This window comes from Reyranella sp., assembly GCF_044224635.1.
In the GTDB taxonomy this organism is placed as follows: Bacteria; Pseudomonadota; Alphaproteobacteria; order Reyranellales; family Reyranellaceae; genus Reyranella.
This window is the reverse complement of record NZ_JBGAKA010000008.1, coordinates 159,382-178,787: the sequence shown is the minus strand read 5'-3', so window position 1 is coordinate 178,787 and position 19,406 is coordinate 159,382. Positions and strand designations below refer to the sequence as shown.

18 protein-coding genes are annotated in these 19,406 nt (G+C 66.3%); 8 read left to right on the top strand and 10 right to left on the bottom strand.

Going from position 1 to position 19,406, the window contains the following annotated elements; all coding sequences use genetic code 11:
- Positions 1 to 146: 146 nt before the first annotated feature.
- From ACILR9_RS10400 to ACILR9_RS10390, 3 genes are all read right to left on the bottom strand, one after another.
- A complete protein-coding gene (locus ACILR9_RS10400; RefSeq protein ID WP_395709847.1) occupies positions 147 to 617 on the bottom strand; it encodes a MaoC family dehydratase in 471 nt (156 codons plus the stop codon).
- Positions 618 to 670: 53 nt separating this feature from the next.
- Positions 671 to 2,350 (bottom strand): glutamine--tRNA ligase/YqeY domain fusion protein, encoded by a 1,680-nt coding sequence (locus tag ACILR9_RS10395; RefSeq protein WP_395709875.1) that lies wholly within the window; start codon positions 2,348 to 2,350, stop codon positions 671 to 673.
- 157 nt (positions 2,351 to 2,507) lie between these two features.
- Positions 2,508 to 4,637 (bottom strand): ComEC/Rec2 family competence protein, encoded by a 2,130-nt coding sequence (locus ACILR9_RS10390; protein ID WP_395709846.1) that lies wholly within the window; start codon positions 4,635 to 4,637, stop codon positions 2,508 to 2,510.
- 94 nt (positions 4,638 to 4,731) lie between these two features.
- Here ACILR9_RS10390 and gltX point away from each other — a divergent pair, with 94 nt between their 5' ends.
- From gltX to ACILR9_RS10350, 8 genes are all read left to right on the top strand, one after another.
- Positions 4,732 to 6,138 carry a glutamate--tRNA ligase gene (gene gltX / locus ACILR9_RS10385; protein ID WP_395709845.1) on the top strand — a complete coding sequence of 469 codons (1,407 nt, stop codon included), beginning with the start codon at positions 4,732 to 4,734 and terminating at the stop codon, positions 6,136 to 6,138.
- Positions 6,139 to 6,171: 33 nt separating this feature from the next.
- Positions 6,172 to 7,065, top strand: a complete 894-nt coding sequence (locus tag ACILR9_RS10380) for a DMT family transporter (RefSeq protein ID WP_395709844.1) — start codon at positions 6,172 to 6,174, stop codon at positions 7,063 to 7,065.
- Between the two features lie 118 nt (positions 7,066 to 7,183).
- Positions 7,184 to 8,482 (top strand): citrate synthase, encoded by a 1,299-nt coding sequence (gene gltA, locus ACILR9_RS10375; RefSeq protein WP_395709843.1) that lies wholly within the window; start codon positions 7,184 to 7,186, stop codon positions 8,480 to 8,482.
- A gap of 402 nt (positions 8,483 to 8,884) precedes the next feature.
- On the top strand, positions 8,885 to 9,406 hold the full coding sequence (locus ACILR9_RS10370; protein ID WP_395709842.1) for an RNA polymerase sigma factor: 522 nt from the start codon (positions 8,885 to 8,887) through the stop codon (positions 9,404 to 9,406).
- 93 nt (positions 9,407 to 9,499) lie between these two features.
- The gene (locus ACILR9_RS10365; protein WP_395709841.1) at positions 9,500 to 10,474 is read left to right on the top strand and encodes a FecR family protein; all 975 of its coding nucleotides are present in this window, start codon (positions 9,500 to 9,502) and stop codon (positions 10,472 to 10,474) included.
- A gap of 227 nt (positions 10,475 to 10,701) precedes the next feature.
- Positions 10,702 to 13,083, top strand: a complete 2,382-nt coding sequence (locus ACILR9_RS10360; protein WP_395709840.1) for a TonB-dependent siderophore receptor — start codon at positions 10,702 to 10,704, stop codon at positions 13,081 to 13,083.
- 65 nt (positions 13,084 to 13,148) lie between these two features.
- Positions 13,149 to 14,708 carry a PepSY-associated TM helix domain-containing protein gene (locus ACILR9_RS10355; protein ID WP_395709839.1) on the top strand — a complete coding sequence of 520 codons (1,560 nt, stop codon included), beginning with the start codon at positions 13,149 to 13,151 and terminating at the stop codon, positions 14,706 to 14,708.
- Between the two features lie 8 nt (positions 14,709 to 14,716).
- Positions 14,717 to 15,424, top strand: a complete 708-nt coding sequence (locus ACILR9_RS10350) for a DUF4198 domain-containing protein (RefSeq protein ID WP_395709838.1) — start codon at positions 14,717 to 14,719, stop codon at positions 15,422 to 15,424.
- A gap of 129 nt (positions 15,425 to 15,553) precedes the next feature.
- On the opposite strand, the gene ACILR9_RS10345 is transcribed toward ACILR9_RS10350, so the two are convergent.
- The 7 genes from ACILR9_RS10345 to gloA all read right to left on the bottom strand — a co-directional run bounded on the left by ACILR9_RS10345 (position 15,554) and on the right by gloA (position 19,403).
- Positions 15,554 to 15,961, bottom strand: coding sequence for a Fur family transcriptional regulator (locus tag ACILR9_RS10345; RefSeq protein ID WP_395709837.1), 408 nt, complete (start codon positions 15,959 to 15,961; stop codon positions 15,554 to 15,556).
- A 2-nt stretch (positions 15,962 to 15,963) separates the two neighbouring features.
- The gene (locus ACILR9_RS10340; protein ID WP_395709836.1) at positions 15,964 to 16,758 is read right to left on the bottom strand and encodes an energy transducer TonB; all 795 of its coding nucleotides are present in this window, start codon (positions 16,756 to 16,758) and stop codon (positions 15,964 to 15,966) included.
- Positions 16,755 to 17,168, bottom strand: coding sequence for a TonB system transport protein ExbD (exbD, locus tag ACILR9_RS10335; RefSeq protein ID WP_395709835.1), 414 nt, complete (start codon positions 17,166 to 17,168; stop codon positions 16,755 to 16,757). The genes ACILR9_RS10340 and exbD overlap by 4 nt, the downstream gene beginning before the upstream one ends.
- Entirely contained in the window at positions 17,159 to 17,815 is a 657-nt protein-coding gene (gene exbB / locus ACILR9_RS10330; protein ID WP_395709834.1) for a tonB-system energizer ExbB, read from the bottom strand. Before exbB ends, exbD begins: the two co-directional genes overlap by 10 nt.
- 179 nt (positions 17,816 to 17,994) lie before the next feature.
- Positions 17,995 to 18,315, bottom strand: a complete 321-nt coding sequence (locus ACILR9_RS10325; protein WP_395709833.1) for a DUF3325 domain-containing protein — start codon at positions 18,313 to 18,315, stop codon at positions 17,995 to 17,997.
- A gap of 1 nt (position 18,316) precedes the next feature.
- Positions 18,317 to 18,580, bottom strand: coding sequence for a hypothetical protein (locus tag ACILR9_RS10320; protein ID WP_395709832.1), 264 nt, complete (start codon positions 18,578 to 18,580; stop codon positions 18,317 to 18,319).
- A gap of 415 nt (positions 18,581 to 18,995) precedes the next feature.
- Complete coding sequence (gloA, locus tag ACILR9_RS10315; protein ID WP_395709831.1) at positions 18,996 to 19,403, bottom strand: lactoylglutathione lyase; 408 nt, start codon at positions 19,401 to 19,403, stop codon at positions 18,996 to 18,998.
- Between the last annotated feature and the right edge of the window lie 3 nt (positions 19,404 to 19,406).

Sequence of the window (19,406 nt, the reverse complement as noted above, 5' to 3'; positions counted from 1 at the left end):
ATACGCCCTTCGCCGGATCAATCCGCTCGCAGATGCGGTACGTCGGGAACGTCAGGAGCAACCGGCCGGACCTCATGGAGCGCGCCACCGTCGTCGCCGGTGGAGTGTCGGGCGGGAGGGGCTGCGGCGACACATGGCGCGATCGCTTATGTCTTGGCGTAGGCGATGCTCATGGTCTCGGCAACACAGGCCGGACGCTCCTTGCCCTCGATCTCGACGGTCCATTGGTATGTCATGCGAATGCCGCCGTTTGGCATGTCGTCGGCGGCGAGCAGCTTCTGGCGGCCGCGGATGCGCGCACCAACCTGCACGGGGCTGGTGAAGCGCACCTTGTTCGAGCCATAGTTTATGCCATTCCGCACATTGTCGATCTTGAGGACATCCCGGCCGAAGGTAGCGATCACGGCCAGGGTTAGATTGCCGTGTGCGATGGTCTTCCCGTCCGGCATGTCCGTCTTGCAGCGCTCGACATCGACGTGGATCCATTGATGGTCGCCGCTTGCTTCGGCAAAGGTGTCGATGCGTGCCTGTGTCATCACCAGCCAGTCGCTGACCCCCAGCTCCTGACCAACCAGCGCCTTCATCGCCTGCGGGCTCTCAACGATTCGTTTTGCCACGATGTCCTCCGTCAAACCAACCCTGCCCGTATCCTGTACCGTTTCGGGAACAATCACCCACCGACCTGGAGCTTTGCCCAGGTGTCGCGCAGCTCGATCGTGCGGTTGAACACCAGGGCGTCCGAGCCGCCCGTCGGGTCCGGGCAGAAATAGCCCTGCCGCTCGAACTGCACGGCTTCGCCCACGGACATCTCCGCCAGCGAGGGCTCCAGCAGCGCGCCCGACAGGACTTCGAGCGAGCCTGGATTCAAGTCGGCGTCCAGATCGCCATTGGCTCCCGGGTCGGGGCGGTTGAAGAGCGTGCTGTACAAGCGGACCTCGGCGGGGCGTGCGTCCCGGCCCGACACCCAGTGCAGGGTGGCCTTCACCTTTCGACCGTCCGGTGCATTGCCGCCCCGGCTGGCGGGATCATAGGTGCAGCGCAGTTCCACCACGTTGCCAGCCGCGTCCTTCACGACCTGGCGGCAGGTGACGAGATAGGCATAGCGCAACCGCACCTCTCGTCCCACCGCCAACCGGAAGAACTTGTTCGGCGGATTCTCCATGAAGTCGTCGCGCTCGATGAAAATCTCCCTGCTGAAACGAAGGGTGCGCGTGCCGGCGCCCGGGTCCGCCGGGTGGTTGGCGGCCTCCAGTTCTTCGACGTGGCCCTCGGGAAAATTCTCGATCACGAGCTTGAGAGGCCGCAGGACCGCCATGCGCCGCTGGGCCACCTGGTTGAGACGGTCGCGGATCGCGTGATCGAACATGGCCAGATCGACGACGCTGTTGGCCTTGGACATGCCGATGCGCCGGACGAACTCGCGGATCGCCTCCGGCGGCACGCCGCGGCGGCGCAGGCCGGCCAAGGTCGGCATGCGCGGATCGTCCCAGCCACTCACGATGCCGCGCCGGACCAGATCCGTCAGGTAGCGCTTGGAAAGGACTGTGTAGCCGAGATTGAGGCGGGCGAACTCGGTCTGGCGCGGCCGCGACGGGACCGGCAGGTGGTCGAGGAACCAGTCGTAGAGGGGACGATGGTCCTCGAATTCCAGGGTACAGAGCGAGTGCGTGACATGCTCTATGGCGTCGGACTGGCCGTGAGCGAAATCATAGGTCGGGTAGATGCACCACTGCGTGCCGGTGCGCGGGTGAGCCGCGTGCAGGATGCGATACAGGACGGGGTCCCGCAGGTTCATGTTGCCGGAAGCAAGGTCGATCTTCGCCCGCAGCACGCAGGCACCATTGGGAAACCTGCCGGCGCGCATGTCGCGAAACAGGCCGAGATTCGTTTCCACCGAACGGTCACGATCGGCCGAAGCACGGCCCGGTTCGGTCAGCGTGCCGCGCATCGCCCGCATCTCGTCGGGGGGCGTGTCGTCGACATAGGCGAGGCCGGCGCGGATGAGGTGCTCTGCCCAGCCGTACAACGTCTGGAAATAGTCCGACGCATGGTACAGATGCTCGCCCCAGTCGAAGCCGAGCCAGTGCACGTCCCGCTTGATGGCGTCGATATATTCCTGCTCCTCCTTCACGGGATTGGTATCGTCGAAGCGAAGGTGGCAGCGGCCGCCGTATTCGACGCCAAGTCCGAAATTCAGGCAGATCGACTTTGCGTGGCCGAGATGCAGATAGCCGTTCGGCTCCGGTGGAAAGCGCGTGACGATACCCTGCACCAGGCCGCGGGCGAGGTCAGCCTGGACCATGTCGCGAATAAAATCCCGGGGCTCTTCGTTTGCAGTAGCCTCCAGCATCGGATTCTTGTCATCCATCTACCTGTCAACCTCCACACGGCCGCGTACACGAGCAATCTGCGGCCAAGCCAGTTGTAACACTGCCGGCGCGCCCGGCTATGTCTCCGGCCATTCGCCGGCACTATAGACCCGTTCAAGCACAGACAAGCCCTAAGGCCTAAATCCCCGGTGGTTTCACCGGCATCGCCTGACGCGACGGGCTGTTGGGCACCCAGGGCCGATCGCCCCGATGGGCATTGGTCGTCTCGCGCCGCACGCCGAGGTCGTCGAGCCACAGGGCGTGGGCGCCGTCACGCCACGCATCGCGCCGATCGATCACCAACCGCGGTCCGCGGCAGCGCGCCTGGGCATCGACGGTCGAGAGCACGATGTCGGCATTGGCGCAGGCTTCGCCCACCCGGCGGTCGTCGCTGACCAGGGCGATCTGCCATGGCCCCTTGCGCCAGCGGCACAATCCTGACTGGCAGCCCAGGCCGGCCGCTTCCTCGCTGGCGCTGACCGTCCAGCGCCTGGCGCCCTCCTGGCCGCTGCGCCGCGCCCAGGCTTCGCTGACGAAGCGGTCGGTCCGCGCCGACGCCACGTGCACGATGCCCTTGTCGTCGCGCAGGCCGAGCACGCGGCCGTCCTCGCTCATCAGCAGGTCGGGCGCGGACGGCGGCGGCAGCAGAAGACCGACGGCCACGACCGGCAATCCCGCGAAGCGCCAGCGGCGGCGCCAGAAGCAGAACCACAATCCGCCGATCGTCAGCAGCCAGAGGCTGGCGCCGGGGAGCGACGGCACCAGGGTGGCGGCATCGGGCCAGCCGGCGACGTGACGGGCGATGGCGTTCAGTCCCTCGACGCCCCAGCCCATCGGCACCAGCGCGAAGCGCTCGAGGCCGAACGGCATCAGCAGCATCGCCAGCAGTCCCCATGGCATGATCCAGAAGCCGGTGAGCGGCACGCCGAGCAGGTTGGCCGCAACGCCGAGCAGCGACAGCCGGTTGAAGTGATAGGCTGCAAAGGCGCCGGTGGCGGCCGAGGCGATCAGGGTCGTCGCGAGGCTGGCGCCGATCGCCGCCGCCACTCGCCACAGCCAGCGCCGCGAAGATTGCTCGGCCCGCTCGTGCAGCCGCCGCCGCCAGCCCGCCGCCGCCTCCCAGGCGGCGATCAGAGCGATCACCGCCGCAAAGGACATCTGGAAGGAAGCGCCCGTCAGCGATTCGGGCGCCGCCAGGAGAACGATCACCGCCGACCAAGCGACCAGCCTGAGCGACAGTGCCGTGCGATCGAGCAGCACGGCGATCAGGGCGAAGCAGGCCATGGCGCAAGCCCGCTGCGCCGGCACCGGTGCACCGGCCAGCGCGGTGTAGAAGACCGCGGCTGCGAAGGCCAGGACGGCCGCCGTCTTCTTGGCATCGATGCGCAACGCCAGCCGCGGGAACAGCGCGATGCCGTAGCGCACCAAGCCCATCACCAGACCGACCACGAACACGATGTGCAGGCCTGACACCGACAGGATGTGGGCCAGGCCCGAGTCGCGCATCGCCTGCGTGATGTCCTTGTCGACCGCCGTCTGCTCGCCCGTCAGCAATGCCGCCACGACACCGCCTTCCGGACCCGGCAGCGCTTGCATGATTCGTCTTGTGACGTCGGCACGCAGCGCGTCGATGGTGCGGACAAGGCCGGACGGTTTGCCGGCCTCGAGCGCGACCGCCGGCGCCAGAGCATACCCCACCGCGCCGAGTTGCAGATACCAGGCGACCCGCTGGAAATCGAAAGCGCCGGGCGTGGCCGGACCGGCCGGTGGTGAGAGGTTGGCGAGCACCAGCAGACGATCGCCGACATGGAGGGGCGGCGCGCCCCTGGACAGCGACACCCTCACGCGCGCCGGCATGAGCTCGAGCGGCGGCACGCCGGCGCCCTTCAGACGCACCGCCTCGAGCACCACCCGCACGCCTTCCGGCAAACGCTGGATGTCGGCGATGCGACCTTCGACATTGATGCTGAACAGCGGTCGCGTGAGCGTCGGCGCGGCGACGCCGGCGGTGCGCCAGGTGATCAGGCTGAAGCCGATCGAGCCCGCCACCAGCCCGACCGCAACCGCACGCGCGAAGCTCCCGGCCGGCGCCAGGAACAGCAGAACCAGGGCGCCCCCTGCCATGGCAGGCCCCAACCACAGGGAGGGCTCGCTCGGCAGCTCGAAGTAGATTGCGATACCAAGGCCCATTGCCACCGGCAGCCACAGCATCCAGCGGCCGCGCTCGGCGTCGAACTGGCCAAGGATCCAGGTGCGTAGCCCCGCCACCCCGTCTCCCCTGTTTGACAGCGTGAAAACGCTCGCCTACCTACGGCGCGCTTTTCCGGCCGAAATGCGGCGAAACTCGCCCAATCCCTGAACAATGACCGTCGTAACCCGCTTCGCTCCCTCGCCGACCGGCTTCCTACACATCGGCGGCGCCCGCACCGCGCTCTTCAACTGGCTGTTCGCCCGCCATCATGGCGGCAAGTACCTGCTGCGTATCGAAGACACCGACCGCGCGCGCTCCACCCCGACCGCGATCGACGCCATCATCGATGGCCTGTCGTGGCTCGGTCTCGATTGGGACGGCGACGTGACCTACCAGTTCGCGCGCGCCAATCGCCACGCCGAGGTGGCGCGCCAGATGCTGGCCGAGGGCAAGGCCTATTACTGCTACGCCTCGCCCAAGGAGCTGGAGGAGATGCGCGACGCCCAGAAGCGGGCGGGCGTGCCGATGCGCTACGACGGCCGCTGGCGCGATCGCAAGCCGGAGGACGCCCCGCCCGGCGTGGCGCCAGTGATCCGGCTCAAGGCGCCACAGAACGGCCGAACCGTGATCCAGGATGCCGTGCAGGGCGAGGTCGCGGTCGAGAACGCCGTGCTCGACGACATGATCCTGCTGCGCGCCGACGGCACCCCGACCTACATGCTGGCCGTGGTGGTCGACGACCAGGACATGGGCGTCACCCACGTGATCCGCGGCGACGATCACCTGAACAACGCCTTCCGGCAGCTCCAGATCATCCGCGCGATGGGCTGGCCGGAGCCGGTCTATGCGCACATCCCGCTGATTCACGGGGCCGACGGCGCCAAGCTCAGCAAGCGACACGGCGCGCTGGGCGTCGATGCCTACCGCGACATGGGCTTCCTGCCGGCCGCGCTCCGCAACTACCTGCTGCGCCTGGGCTGGGGACATGGTGACGACGAGATCATCTCGACCGAGCAGGCAATCGAGTGGTTCGACCTGCCGGCGGTCGGCCGCTCGGCGTCGCGCTTCGACCCGGTGAAGCTCACCAATCTCAATGCCCACTACCTGCGCGAAACACCCGACAGCGAGCTGATGCCGCTGGTGCTGCCGCGCATCGAGGCCAAAATTGGCGGGGCCGTCGATGCCGCCGGCCTGGCGCGCCTGACGCGCGGCATGAACGGCGTGAAGCAGCGCTCGCGCACCGTGGTCGAGCTGGCCGACAAACTCGTCTTCTACGTGCTGAGTGGCGCCCCTCCCCTGGCCGACGACAAGGCGCGCGCACAGCTCACACCGGATGCGAAGCGTGTGCTAGCCGGCCTGGCGGCGGCCCTCGATGGCGAGACCGCCGACTGGAACGAGAAGCCCCTGGAGGACGCCATCCGGCGATTCGCCGAGACCAACGGGCTGAAGCTCGCCCAGGTCGCCCAGCCGCTGCGCGTGGCGTTGACCGGGTCGACCGCGTCGCCGGGCATCTTCGAGGTCCTGGCCATTCTCGGGGCGGCCGAAGCCAGGACGCGATTGCTGGCTGCTGGCGGATAGAAGCGCTCGCCTCCCCGCGGCAGGGTCCGAGCCATGGCCCTGCGCGTCTGGTTCTGGCTCCTTTCGCTCTCCGTGCTGTGGGGCGGTTCGTTCTTCTTCGCCAAGGTCGCCGTCAGCGAGCTTGGTCCCCTCACCGTGGTCTTCGCCCGCGTCGGGCTGGCGGCCCTGGCGCTCGACCTTGCTCTCGCGGCGACGGGACACGGGTTGTTCCGCCCGGGCACCCCGTGGCGGGCGCATTTTGCCATGGGGCTGATGAACAACGTCCTGCCGTTCGGCCTTATCTTCTGGGGCCAGACGCAGATTCCGTCCGGCCTCGCCTCGATCCTCAATGCCACCACGCCGCTGTTCACGCTCGTCGTCGCGCACTACGTCACCGACGATGAAACGATCGATCGCACCAAGGTCGCAGCCCTGCTGGCCGGTCTGGCCGGCGTGGCCGTGCTGGTCGGTCGCAACATGCTGATTGCCGACGTCGGTCTATGGGGCCAGGCCGCCTGCCTCGGCGCCGCGCTGTCCTATGCCTTTGCCGGTGTCTATGGGCGTCGCTTCCGGGCAATGGAAATCGCGCCTCTCGAGGCGGCGGCCGGCCAGGTCACGGCGAGCACCATGTTGATTCTTCCGATCATGCTGATCGTCGAGCAGCCATGGACCCTGCCGGCCGCGCCGTCCGTTCTGGCGGCGCTGGCGGGCCTTGCCCTGCTGTCGACGGCGTTGGCGTACGTCCTCTATTTCCGGATTCTCGCCGCCGCCGGTGCGACCAATTTGCTGCTCGTCACATTTCTGATTCCGGTCACCGCCATCCTGCTCGGTTCGTTGGTCCTGGACGAGCAGCTGCTGGTGCGGCAGTTCGCCGGCATGGCCCTGATCGCCGTCGGACTGGCCCTCGTCGACGGCCGGACGGGGCGCCGGCTACGCCCCGCGGAATAGCGATTTGCCTGCACAATTGCGCCCTCGGAGGCGGCTTGTTAGGGTGCCCTCGAACCCGGTGCGCACCAGTCTCCTGGCGTCCGCATCTGCCCGAATCGAGCCGAAAGAGTTCATCCCAATGGCCAAATCGACCGCGACCCTGACCGACAACGAAACCGGCAAGTCCTACGAGATGCCGATCATCCACGGCACGATCGGGCCGCGTCTGGTCGATATCCGCAAGATGTACGGCGAGTCGGGCATGTTCACCTACGACCCCGGCTTCACCTCGACCGGCTCGTGCGGCTCCACCATCACCTACATCGACGGCGACGAGGGCGTGCTGCTCTATCGCGGCTACAATATCGCCGAGCTGGCCGAGATGAGCGACTTCATGGAGGTCTGTTACCTCTTGATGAAGGGTGACCTGCCCAACAAGGCGCAGAAGGAGAAGTTCACCCGCGACATCACCCTGCACACGATGGTGCACGAGCAGATCAGCCAATTCTATCGCGGCTTCCGGCGCGACGCTCATCCGATGGCGGTATGCTGCGGCGTGGTCGGCGCCCTGTCGGCGTTCTATCACGACTCGCTCGACATCCATGATCCGCACCAGCGCATGGTCGCGTCGTATCGCCTGGTCGCCAAGATGCCGACCATCGCGGCGATGGCGTACAAGTATTCGGTCGGTCAGCCGTTCGTCTATCCGCGCAACGATCTCAGCTACGCCGCCAATTTCCTGCGCATGATGTTTTCCGTGCCGGCCGAGGAGTACGAGGTCAATCCGGTGCTCGAGAAGGCGGTCGACCGCATCCTCATGCTGCACGCCGACCACGAGCAGAATGCCTCGACCTCGACGGTGCGCCTGGCCGGCTCCTCGGGTGCCAACCCGTTCGCCTGCATCGCCGCCGGCATTGCCTCGCTGTGGGGGCCGAGCCACGGCGGCGCCAACGAAGCCGTCATCAACATGCTGCACGAGATCGGCGGCAAGCAGAACATTCCGGCCTTCCTGTCGCGCGTGAAGGACAAGGGCGACCACACCCGCCTGATGGGTTTCGGCCATCGCGTCTACAAGAACTACGACCCGCGCGCCAAGGTGATGCGCCAGTCCTGCCACGAGGTCCTGACCTCGCTCGGCATCCAGCACGACCCGTTGCTCGAGCTGGCTATGGAGATGGAGAATATCGCGCTCAAGGACGACTACTTCATCTCGAAGAAGCTCTATCCCAACGTCGATTTCTACTCGGGCATCATCTTCCGGGCGATCGGCATCCCGACCTCGATGTTCACCGTGCTGTTCGCCGTCGCGCGCACCGTCGGCTGGATCTCGCAGTGGAACGAGATGATCGAGGATCCCGACCAGAAGATCGGCCGCCCGCGCCAGCTCTACAACGGCCAGACCGAGCGGCCCTACAAGCCGTTGCACATGCGGGGCTAATCGCGCCAAGCGGCGCGGGAGCGAGACGACATGATGGCTAGATCATCTCAGGGGCAGCGCCGGGTGCTCCCCGGCACTGCGCTGCAGGGGCCGGTAGCGGCCCCCCAAGTGCTACGGATCGGGCGGCCGGCGAACGACAACTTCCGACCGCGACGGGCCGCGATGCGCGTGATCCTCCTCGCCCTTGCCGCCGCTGCGGCTCTGATCGCGGCAACGCACTGGATGAGCTGACTTTCATCGCCCCGACCACATTGCCGAGACCAACGCTGCCTCGTCGATGGGGCTGACGCGGATCCCGGCGGAGCGCAGCCTGCCGCATCAAATAGCGCCCTCGTCGCAATTGATTCCGGTTACTGCCAGCCGTACGATAATGTGAATGACTCGCATTTGAGAGGCTTCGGCGTGGCGCCGCCAGATTCGTCCTTAACCGTGTATATGGAGCATCGAGACGAACTCCTGAACTACGCCTACCGCTACCTGCAGGACCGCGCGATCGCTGAGGATGTCGTCCAGGAGGCATGGCTTCGTCTGGCCGCCAGGAGCGACCACGGCGAAGAGATCAAGAATACGCTGAGCTACCTCTATTCGATCGTCCGCAATCTGGCACTCGACTGGGTCCGACGCGGCCCCCGAGAAATCTCCGAAGCACCCGACAGCATCACGCTGGTCCAGCGTCCATCCGAAGCGCCATCGGCCGAGCATGTCGTCGTCCACAGGGACGAGGTGCGCGCGTTGATGGAGGCCGTCGCCGAACTCTCGCCTCGCGTTCAGCTGGCATTCCGGATGTACAAGCTCGAGGAGAGGCCTCTCCAGGAAGTGGCTGATCGCCTCGGCATTTCCATATCCAGGGCCCATCAAATGGTGCGTGAGGCACTGTTGCACGGCACCAAGCGCCTCTATGGAGACAGCGAGGACGAAAGCTGACCATTTTTCTGTTACTACCTGAAAATGGCCTGTCCAGAACAATCTATAAATCAGGGGTGCGCGACGGTCCGTGCCTCGATGGGATGAAACTGCGTGCAAGCACCCTCCGCCAAGCGAAAGCCAATCAGAGTGCAGGCGGCGGATTGGGTGCTCCGCCTGGAAGCCACACCAGCGGACGCCGCGTTGCGGCGCGAGTTCGAACTCTGGCTCGGCGAGAAGGAAGCGCATTCGGTCGAGTATCAGAAGGTACGCCACACCTGGTCTGGCATGGGGCGGATCCCGCACGACGCTCACGCAGGCGGGAAGAGAACGAGCAACGTCTCACCGCTTGCGGTTCGCAGGTCGCGAGTCATGCGTTGGATGGCCGCCGGCGCTGCGGTCACCGCAGCCTGTCTTGCCTTGGTGTTGTTCCCGGTGATTCAGAAGCACGTCCTGGCGGACTACACCACCGGCACGGCGGAGTTGCGCGAGATCGTTCTCCCTGACGGCAGCGTCGTCTATCTCGATGCGGGAAGCGCCATCGCGGTCGGCTATGCCCAGGGCCGCCGTTCGGTAACATTAATCGAGGGGCAGGCGTTCTTCTCTGTCGTTGGCGATAACGAGCGACCCTTCACCGTCGTAGCGGACGAGGTTTCGGTCACGGTGACGGGCACCGCATTCGACGTCCGCAAGACGCCACACAACGTGTTCGTTGGCGTCCAGTCCGGGAGTGTCGAGGTGACCACGGCGAATCCAGCCAAACGAGATCGCCTGACCGTCGGCCAGAGGATGGTATTCGATCGCCAGCTGCGCACCGTATCGCGCGGAGAGATCGCGGTTGCCGTCGTGGCGTCGTGGCGCGCGCGAAGGCTGATCGTTTACGATGCCATCTTCGCCGATGTCGTCGAAGAGCTCGGGCGGCACATGCCTGGCGCGATCGTGATCCAGGACAGCTCGTTGAATCGACTAGTGGTTTCAGGGATCTTCGACCTAGCCCGGCCACGAGAAGCCCTGGAGGGCCTTGCGATCTCGCAACATGCGAAAGTCATTCAGATCACTCCCTACCTGACGATCGTCTCCGCGCCCTGACGCCGGCTCCAACTTTTTTCTGGTTCAAGCTGGAGTAGACGCTCCGAACTGCGTCTACGATTCGAGCGCGACCGATCGATGTTCGCGTGAGCAGTGCTCCGTGACCTGCCGGCAGCGGACGTTTGGGGGAGAATTTCTTGTCAACCAAGCGATCGACGGCGCGTCGGACCCGCGCAATTCTGGTTGCCTTCGTTTCGGCAGTCTGCCTCTCGGCAACAGGCGGCGTCTTGGCGCAGGAGGTTCCGCCGGACGTCAATCAGCAGGCGCAGGCGGGGCGGACCACCAACTTCAATATCCCGGCACAGCCCCTCGCTCAGGCGCTCACCGCACTGGGGCAGCAGGCGGGAATTCAGGTGGCCGTCAATGCGTCGGCGGTCGCGGGCAAGACGAGCGCCGCGGTGAGTGGCACCATGACCGCGGAGCGGGCGCTGCAGTTGCTCCTGTCCGGCACGGGCATCTCGTATCGTTTCACGTCGCCCACCATGGTCAGCATCATCGGCGGACCAGACGCGGGCGGTGCCATGCAACTCGACCCCGTGCAGGTGCAGGGCGCCTTTCCCGTGCCGCCGCAGGGGATGATCGACAATATTCCGCCGCCCTACGCCGGCGGACAGGTGGCGACCGGCGGGCAGCTCGGCCTGCTCGGCAACCGCCCGGTGATGGATACGCCGTTCAACCAGACGAACTACACGGCGAAGAAGGCGCAGGACCAGCAGGCGAAGACCGTTCGCGACGTCCTGGTCGACGATCCTTCGGTGCGCTTCTGGGCGGCCGACGGCACCAGCGGCGCCGACAACCTCTACATCAGAGGCTTCAACGTCCAGCCACAGGCGTTCGCCTACGGCGGCCTCTTCGGCATGCTGCCGTCGAGCTCCGTCATGGTGGAGATGGCCGAGCGCATCGAGTTGCTCAAAGGCCCGTATGCCATGCTGAGCGGCATTGCGCCGACCAACGCCAGCATCGGCGGCCTGGTCAACGTCGTGCCCAAGCGCGCGCCCATGGAAGACCTGACCCAGGTGACGGCGAGCTATGCCTCGGCGGGTCAATTCGGCGGCCACGCCGACGTCGCCCGCCGGTTTGGCGACGACAAGCAGTTCGGCGTGCGCGTCAACGGCGTCTACCGGAGCGGCCTGACGGCGGTGACGAACAATACCGACGAGCGTGCCCTGGCCCTCATCGGACTGGATTTCCGCGGCGAGAACGTCCGCCTCTCGGTCGATGGCGGATACCAGTACCAGAACATCAACTGGCTGATGCCCTATATCGGCATCAACCCCGGCGTCGCCGTGCCGTGGGCGCCAAACGCCAGGGCGAACCTGGGACAACCCTGGAACACCCAGCAGCGCAAGGACCTGTTCGGCGTCATCCGGGCCGAGGTCGACATGACCGAGGAGATCACCGCCTACGTCTCCTTCGGCGCCCACGACTCCCGGATCGAAGGCTTCAACACCAACACGCTGACCGTGACCACGAATTCCAATGGCGTGGCCACGGCCAGCGGGGCGAGCGCGCTCAGTGCGTACAACACCATCCTGACCGTCGATGCGGGCGTTCGCGCACGCGCCAATACCGGCCCGATCGACCACGAGATCGCGGTCACCGCCACGACCTTCGAGAACACCAACGGCTTCAACATCGTGAGCGGCGCTGCGTTCGCGTCGAACCTCTACAATCCGACGATCGTCTCCCGCCCCAATATCCCGACCCCGGCGGCGAACAAGGCCTCGGTGACGGGCTTCTCGAGCCTCGGCATCGCCGACACGCTGACGGCGGCGGAAAAGCGCATCCAGCTCACGGCAGGCCTGCGCCTGCAGCAGGTCACGGCGGCCAACTTCAACACCATCACGGGCGCGCGCACGACCAGCTACGACCAGGGTGCGCTCAGCCCCGCGGTCGCCCTGGTGTTCAAGCCGTGGGACAACGTGTCGGTCTACGGCAATTACATCCAGGCCCTGCAGCAGGGCACCGTCGTCGGCCCGACCTTCACCAACGCCGGCCAGGTGTTCGCGCCGTTCAAGTCGACGCAGTTCGAAACCGGCGTGAAGGTCGACTGGGGAAAGTTCACCACGACGGCGAGCCTGTTCCAGATCTCCCAGCCGAGCATCCTGACCAACACCGCGAACAACACCCAGTTCCTGGGCGGCGAGCAGGTCAACCAGGGCCTTGAGCTCAACGTCTTCGGCGAACCTGTTCCGGGCGTCCGCCTGCTTGGCGGCCTCATGTTGCTGAATGCCGTGCTCACGAAGACGCAAGGCGGGCTGACCGATGGCTGGGTCGCGCCGTTCACGCCCGCCCTCAACCTCAATCTCAGCGGCGAATGGGATCTGCCGTTCGCGCCCGGCCTGACGGTGAATGGACGCGTCGTCTACACCGGCTCGCAGTATTTCGACACGACATTCCCGCGGCGCACTCTGCCGGAGTGGACACGCTTCGACCTCGGCGCGCGCTACGCCTTCGAGAATCCGGGCGCCAAGGGCAAGCTGCTCGTCGCCCGCTTCGACGTGGAGAATGTCTTCGACGCCAACTACTGGGCGGGCGGCCTGGGAGCGACGACGCTGTCGCTGGGCATGCCGCGGATGTTCCGGGTTTCCCTCACGGCGGATTTTTAGGCGCCATCGGCAGTCAGGACGATACGGGCATGACGATAAGGGCACGATGAAATTGGCGGACTGACATGGGCTCGACGTTCCGGGCCTCGATGAACTGGCTGCACACCTGGGCCGGCGTGGTCTTGGGCGGGCTGCTATTTGCCATTTTCTGGACGGGCACGCTGTCGGTGTTCGATCGCGAGATCGATCGCTGGATGATGCCGGCGACTCGCCGGGCGCCGGTCGCGACCGTCTCCCTCGATGCCGTGGTGCACCAGGCCCGCGAGAGCGTCGCGGAGGCCCGGCGATGGTACTCGTTGCTGCTCCCCATCGAGCGCGAGCCGGTCGTGCGGTTGGGCTATCCGTCGGTCGGCGGGGCGTTCGTCACCCGCCAGATCGATCCGGCGACGGCAGCGCCGATGCCCGATCCGGGCACCTGGGCCGGCACGCGCTTTCTCTTTCCCTTCCACTTCATGCTGCACATCAGCTTCGAGAGAGTCGGCCTGTGGATCGTCGGCTTGGCTGGCATGGCGATGATGGCGCTCTGCGTCTCGGGCGTGGTGATCCATCGCAAGATCTTCGCCGACTTCTTCACCTTCCGCGCCGATCGCAAGCCGCGCCGGCTGACGCTCGACCTGCACAACGTCACCGGCGTGCTCGGCCTGCCGTTCCATTTCGTCATCACCCTGTCGGGCCTGATCATCTTCTTCACGCTCTATTTCCCCAACGTCGGTGATCCGGCCTACCAGGGCGACCGCCAGGCCTTCAACCGCGAGACGTTCGGCACCTACACCCGCCCCAGGGCCAACGCGCCGGCGCCCGCCAGCGCTTCGCTCGACGTCATGGTCGCCGCGACGTCGCGGATGTGGCACGGCGCACCGCCCTACTTCGTGCGCGTCTGGCATCCCGGCGATGCGGCGTCCTATGTCGAGATCCGGCGCGCCTTCGACGACACCGTCACCATGAGCGTCGACACCGCCTATTTCGACGCCGCGACGGGCGCGCTGCTGTACAGATCGTCGGCTGCGCCGATCCTGACCGCGCAGCGCTTCATCGCCGGCCTGCACTTCATCCAGTTCCGCCACTGGACCCTGCGCTGGGTCTATTTCGTGCTGGGTCTCGCGGGCTGCGTGCTAATCGCCACAGGCTACCTGTTCTGGCTGGAATCGCGCCGCCGGAGCCACGAGCGCCTGGGCCTCAAGGGCGTGCGCGTGGTCGACGGGCTCACCATCGGCTCGGTCACCGGCATTCTGATCGCGACCTTGGCCTTCTTTGTCGTCAACCGCCTGCTGCCGCCCGGCGCAACCTTCGCCGGCTATGACCGCGCGGCGCTCGAGATCTGGGCCTTCTATCTCGTCTGGCTCGCGACGTTCGCGCATGCGTGGCTGCGGCCGGCTCGCGCATGGGCCTGGCAGTGTATCGCCATCGCCGTGCTCGCCGTGACGGCGGTGCTGCTGAACTGGCTGACAACCGGCGACCATCTCGTGCGCAGCCTCGCGCGCGCCCATCTCTGGCCGATCGCCGGCATGGACCTGCTGCTGCTGGCGTCGGCCGCGATCGCGGCGCTGACGGTGCGGCGGCTGCTGCGCCTCCGCGAGCCCCGGACGATCACTAAGTCTTCGCCCGTTCTCCCGCAAACCCGATGAGGTCTGTCATGTCTTTCCGCCCCTCCCTCGCCGCCCTCCTGCTGGTGCTCGCCGCGGCGCCCGCTTCGGCGCACCAGATCTGGATCGAGGCCGATGGACAGGGAGTGCAGGTCTATTTCGGCGAGTTCGGCGAGAACCTGCGCGAAGTCTCGCCCGGCCTGCTCGACAAGCTCGCGCCCAGCGCCCGTGCCGTGTCGCCGGCCGGCGAGCTGCCGCTCAAGGTCGACAAGGGCGCCACGTCGTTCGCCGTTTCCGGGCCGCTGCCGACCGGCGCCAGCATCGTCGCTCAGGACGCGCGCTATCCTGCCTTCGAGCGCAAGCGCGACGGCCTGATCAGCCGCGGGATCTACGTGCCGGCTGCCCGCCTGGTGAGCGACACGAGCCCTCAGCCCGCGGTGCTCGACCTCGACATCGTGCCGACCGGCCCCGGCGCCTTCCAGGTGTTCTTCAAGGGCAAGCCGCTCGCCAAAGCGAAGGTCTCGGTAATGACACAGTCGGGCTGGGAGAAGGAACTTCATAGCGACGCCGACGGCAAGGTCTCGACGACGCTGCCGTGGCGCGGCACCTACGTGCTGGAGACCAAGCACGAGGACAAGGCGGCGGGCAATCGCGGCGAGGACGCTTACGACAGCGCGAGCTACGTGACGACGCTGACGATTGTTCAACCACAGGGTGTCGAGCCGCTGCCTGCGCCACCGCCCGCCAAGCCGAACTGATCCAAGTGACGCGTAGCAAATGCTGGGTGGCCGTTGTGCGTCGAGATTGTCGAACCAGCTGTCCAGCCCGAGGCTCGCAGACTACGTCCGAGATCTGGCTCTTCGGTCTCCGTATCAGCGGTCTCCATATCAGCCGGACGTACGTACGCCCAGCATTGTGAGCCGGTAGTCGACGAGCCGATAGCCTCGGCGACGTGCCTCCTCCTCCATCAACTGGACGAGGCCGCCGTCGTCATCAACCTCGACGACGGCACCGCTTCCGACATCGATGAGGTGTGGATGCGGGGTACGGCCCACGCGCTCGTAGCGCACCTTTCCGTCCTTGAAGACAAGGCGTGCGATCAAACCGGCGGCGGCCAGTCTGTTCAGCGCGCGATAGACTGTCGCGGCACCGACCGGACGGTCGTGCCTGGCGCGACGATGGATCTCGTTGGCAGAGGGATGATCGGTCGCCGCCTCGAGCACCTCGAGCACGATCCGACGTTGGATCGTCAGCTTGACGCCGCGCTCGCGGCAAAGCTGCTCGAGACGATCCATGCCTACCTCTTCAGGAAGAACTGGATCGGCACGACGAGGTCGAGGCTCTCGCCGGCCTGGTCCGGGGGAAGCGGCGGCAGGGGTTGGGCGCGCTGCAGGAGATCGAGGCCCTCCTGATCAAGGCTGGCCACGCCCGAACTGCGCACGATCCTGGCCGACAGCACGCGGCCGTCCCGGCTCATCGTGAAGGCGACATAGGGCATGCCTTCGTGTCGACTGCGCTGCGCTTCGGGGGGATAGCGCTTGTGACGTTCGAGATGGCGAAGCAGCAGGCCCTTCCACGTCGGCAACGACGCCGAGGGCGGCTCGGGAGTCGCGCCGGGGGCTGGTGCTGCTGCACGCGGCGTCTCCTCTGGTGCTGCCTGCGGCACGGCCGCAATGGCCTTCGGCTTGGGCTGCGGCGGCTTGGGCTTCTCGACCGGCTTGGACTTTTCCGGCGGCTTCAGATCAACTGGCGGCGGCGGATCGGGCGGCGGCAGCACGACCTCGGCCAGCGGAACCTCAACCGGCGGCGGCGGTTCGGCCAGCTCGACATCAATCATCATCGGCTTGAGGTCGATTGGCGGGGGCGGCTCGGGCGGGTCGGGCACAGCTTCGCTGAGTTCCGGCGCCGGCGGGGCTTCCGTCGGCGTCGCCTCCGGTGCAGCGGGCAGCGGCGCCAGCTCGAGCATCACGGCGGCCGGCGGCGGCGCGTAAGGCGCCTCCATGCTCGCCCACGACAGTGCAATGCCCACCACGCCCGCGTGAACGCCCAGCACGAAGACGAACGAGCCAGCCCAGCGGAGGCTATCTCTCATTGCTCCAGTCCGACCAGTGCGACCTTAAGATAGCCGGCGCTGCGCATCAGGTTCATCGCCTGCATCAGCTCGCCGTACGGCACCGCCTTGTCAGCACGCAGAAAGATGCGCTCGTCCTTCTTACGCCCCGTCGCGTTATCGAGCGCCTTGCCGAGCTCGGCCCGCGTCACCGGCTTGTCCTTCAGCACGAACGACAGGTCGCTCTTGAGGGTGAGATAGAGCGGTGTGTCCGGCTTGGGATGCCGCTCGGCTGTCGAGGCCGGCAGCTCCACCGGCACGTCGACCGTCGCCAAGGGTGCCGCCACCATGAAGATGATCAGCAGCACCAGCATCACGTCGATGAACGGCGTGACGTTGATCTCGTGATTCTCGGCGAGCTCGTCCTCGCCATGGTCAAGCTTCACCGACATCTGCCGACATCCCGCGAGACCAAGCGCAACACGGCGGCCGACGTATCGCCCACCAGCGCGCGATAAGCCGACACCCGCCGTGCGAAGTGATTGTAGATCACCACCGCCGGTATCGCCGCGGCGAGGCCCAGCGCCGTGGCCAGCAGCGCCTCGGCAATGCCCGGCGCCACCACCGCGAGGTTGGTGACCTGCGACTTCGAGATGCCGATGAAAGAGTTCATAATGCCCCACACCGTGCCGAACAGACCGACGAAGGGAGCGGTGGCGCCGATCGTCGCCAGCAGACCCGTGCCTTTCAGCATGCGCCAGCCGGCCGCGGCCTCGAGGCGTTCGAGTCGCGAGGCCACCCGCTCCTTCAGCCCGTCGCGGTCCTCGCTGGAGCCGCCATCGCTCAGTTTCCATTCCTCGCGCGCCGCGCGCACTAAAGGATCGGCCGGCGCATTCGCGAGCGATAGCGCGCGGTCGATGGCAGCGAGCATGCGTCCCTGTCGACGGTTGGCGATGCCGAGTTCGATCACCTTTGCCACGAACACCGTCCAGGTGAGCACGGAAGCGAATGCCAGCCCCAGCATCACCCCCTGCACAACCCGGTCGGCGGCGAGGAACATGCCCCAGACCGACAGATCCTTGGGCAGCGCCGCCGCCACGGTCGGAGCAGCCGCCCCGTTCCCCGGAGCCGGCACCGAGGGTTGGGCGCCGGCAAACGCCGAGAAGTCGGCCGAGGTCAGTGGCGGCGGCGCTGGACTCTCCTGGGGCTGTGGCTGCGGTTGGGCAAAGGCGAGGGTCGGCAGCAAAACCAACGCGGCCACCAGACGAAGAATGAGCATTACGCCAGACCCTGGAGGATGCGGACGAGCGGGGCGAGCCAATGCGCCAGCCACGTGAGCGTGGCGACGACAGTGAGCGCGCCGACGCTCAACATCGTTGCCCAGACGAGCGAACCGAAGCCTGCCCCATCTCGCATCAGGGCGAGCACCAGCGCGACCAGCAACAGGCCGTAGCCCAGCGTGCGCATTGGCATGATGAGACGCGCCGGACACGGCAGCGGGCCACCGGCGCGCTGCCAGTGCCGGTCCTGACTCAGCGCCAGGAGGGCAAATCCGCAATAGACGGCGACAAGCAACGCAATCATCAGAGCAGCGGCCATGTCAGCTGCCGACGGTGAAGCGTGCAAGTGTCCACGCCCCGGCCCACGGCGCCATCGCGCCGCTGGCCATGATCAGGCAGAGCCCGCCCACGTGGCGATAGGCAAAGGCGAATATCAGCAAGGCAAGATAGATAAGAAAGGCCAGCATCGAGGACAGCACCACCGCCTCGCTGCGGATCACCAAGCCTGTCGCCGGCAAGGCGACGGCCATCAATGCGGCAAATCCGGCCGCCGCGGCGTAACCGCCACCGACGGCGGTCGCCACTCGGACCGTCGTTTGAAACCCGTGCCTCCGGAAGATGCCCCGCACCTCGTCCGCCCTTTCCCCGGTGGCCGTGATGCCAGCCCCCTAGATACAAGACGAACGAGACTGGCGGATTTCTCCTTTTCCGGGCGCCGGGAAGGCGCTTTTTTCAGTCCGGCGGGATGACACCATGATTGTCAGTCCCGAGCGTCGCGAGGGATCTTTCCTTTCTCCATCGCATGACCAGAGCCGATCGCTTGGAAGCAGTCACACGCTCTCAGGGGGAGGTTCTCGGTGTTTCAACAAAAGCCGATCACGCCTAGTCGGGCGCGTGAGCGGCGAGCACCTGAGCGTCTCCGGGTCCGCGCCACGCTCACCACTTGACAGCTTCAGCCGAGCAACGCGGCAAAGCCGACGGTTGAGATCTTCAGGTCACCTACTTCCGTTCGATCAGCTCGATCTTGTAGCCATCCGGGTCTTCCACGAACGCGATCACTGTGGTGCCGAACTTGACCGGACCGGGCGCGCGCGTGACCTTGCCACCCGCCTTGGTGACCTGATCGCAGAGGCCGTAGACGTCGGGTACGCCGACGGCCAAGTGGCCGAAGCCGGTGCCGATCTCGTAGGGTTTGTCCTGGTCCCAGTTGTAGGTCAGCTCGACGACGCAGTGCTCCTTCTCGTCACCGTAACCGACGAACGCCAGGCTGTACTTACCGTCCGGCACGTCGCGCTTGCGCAGCAGCTGCATGCCCATCGGGCCGGTGTAAAAGGCCAGCGACCTGTCAAGATCCTTCACCCGGATCATGGTGTGCAGCATGCGGTAGTTTGCAGCGGTATCAGGCATCTT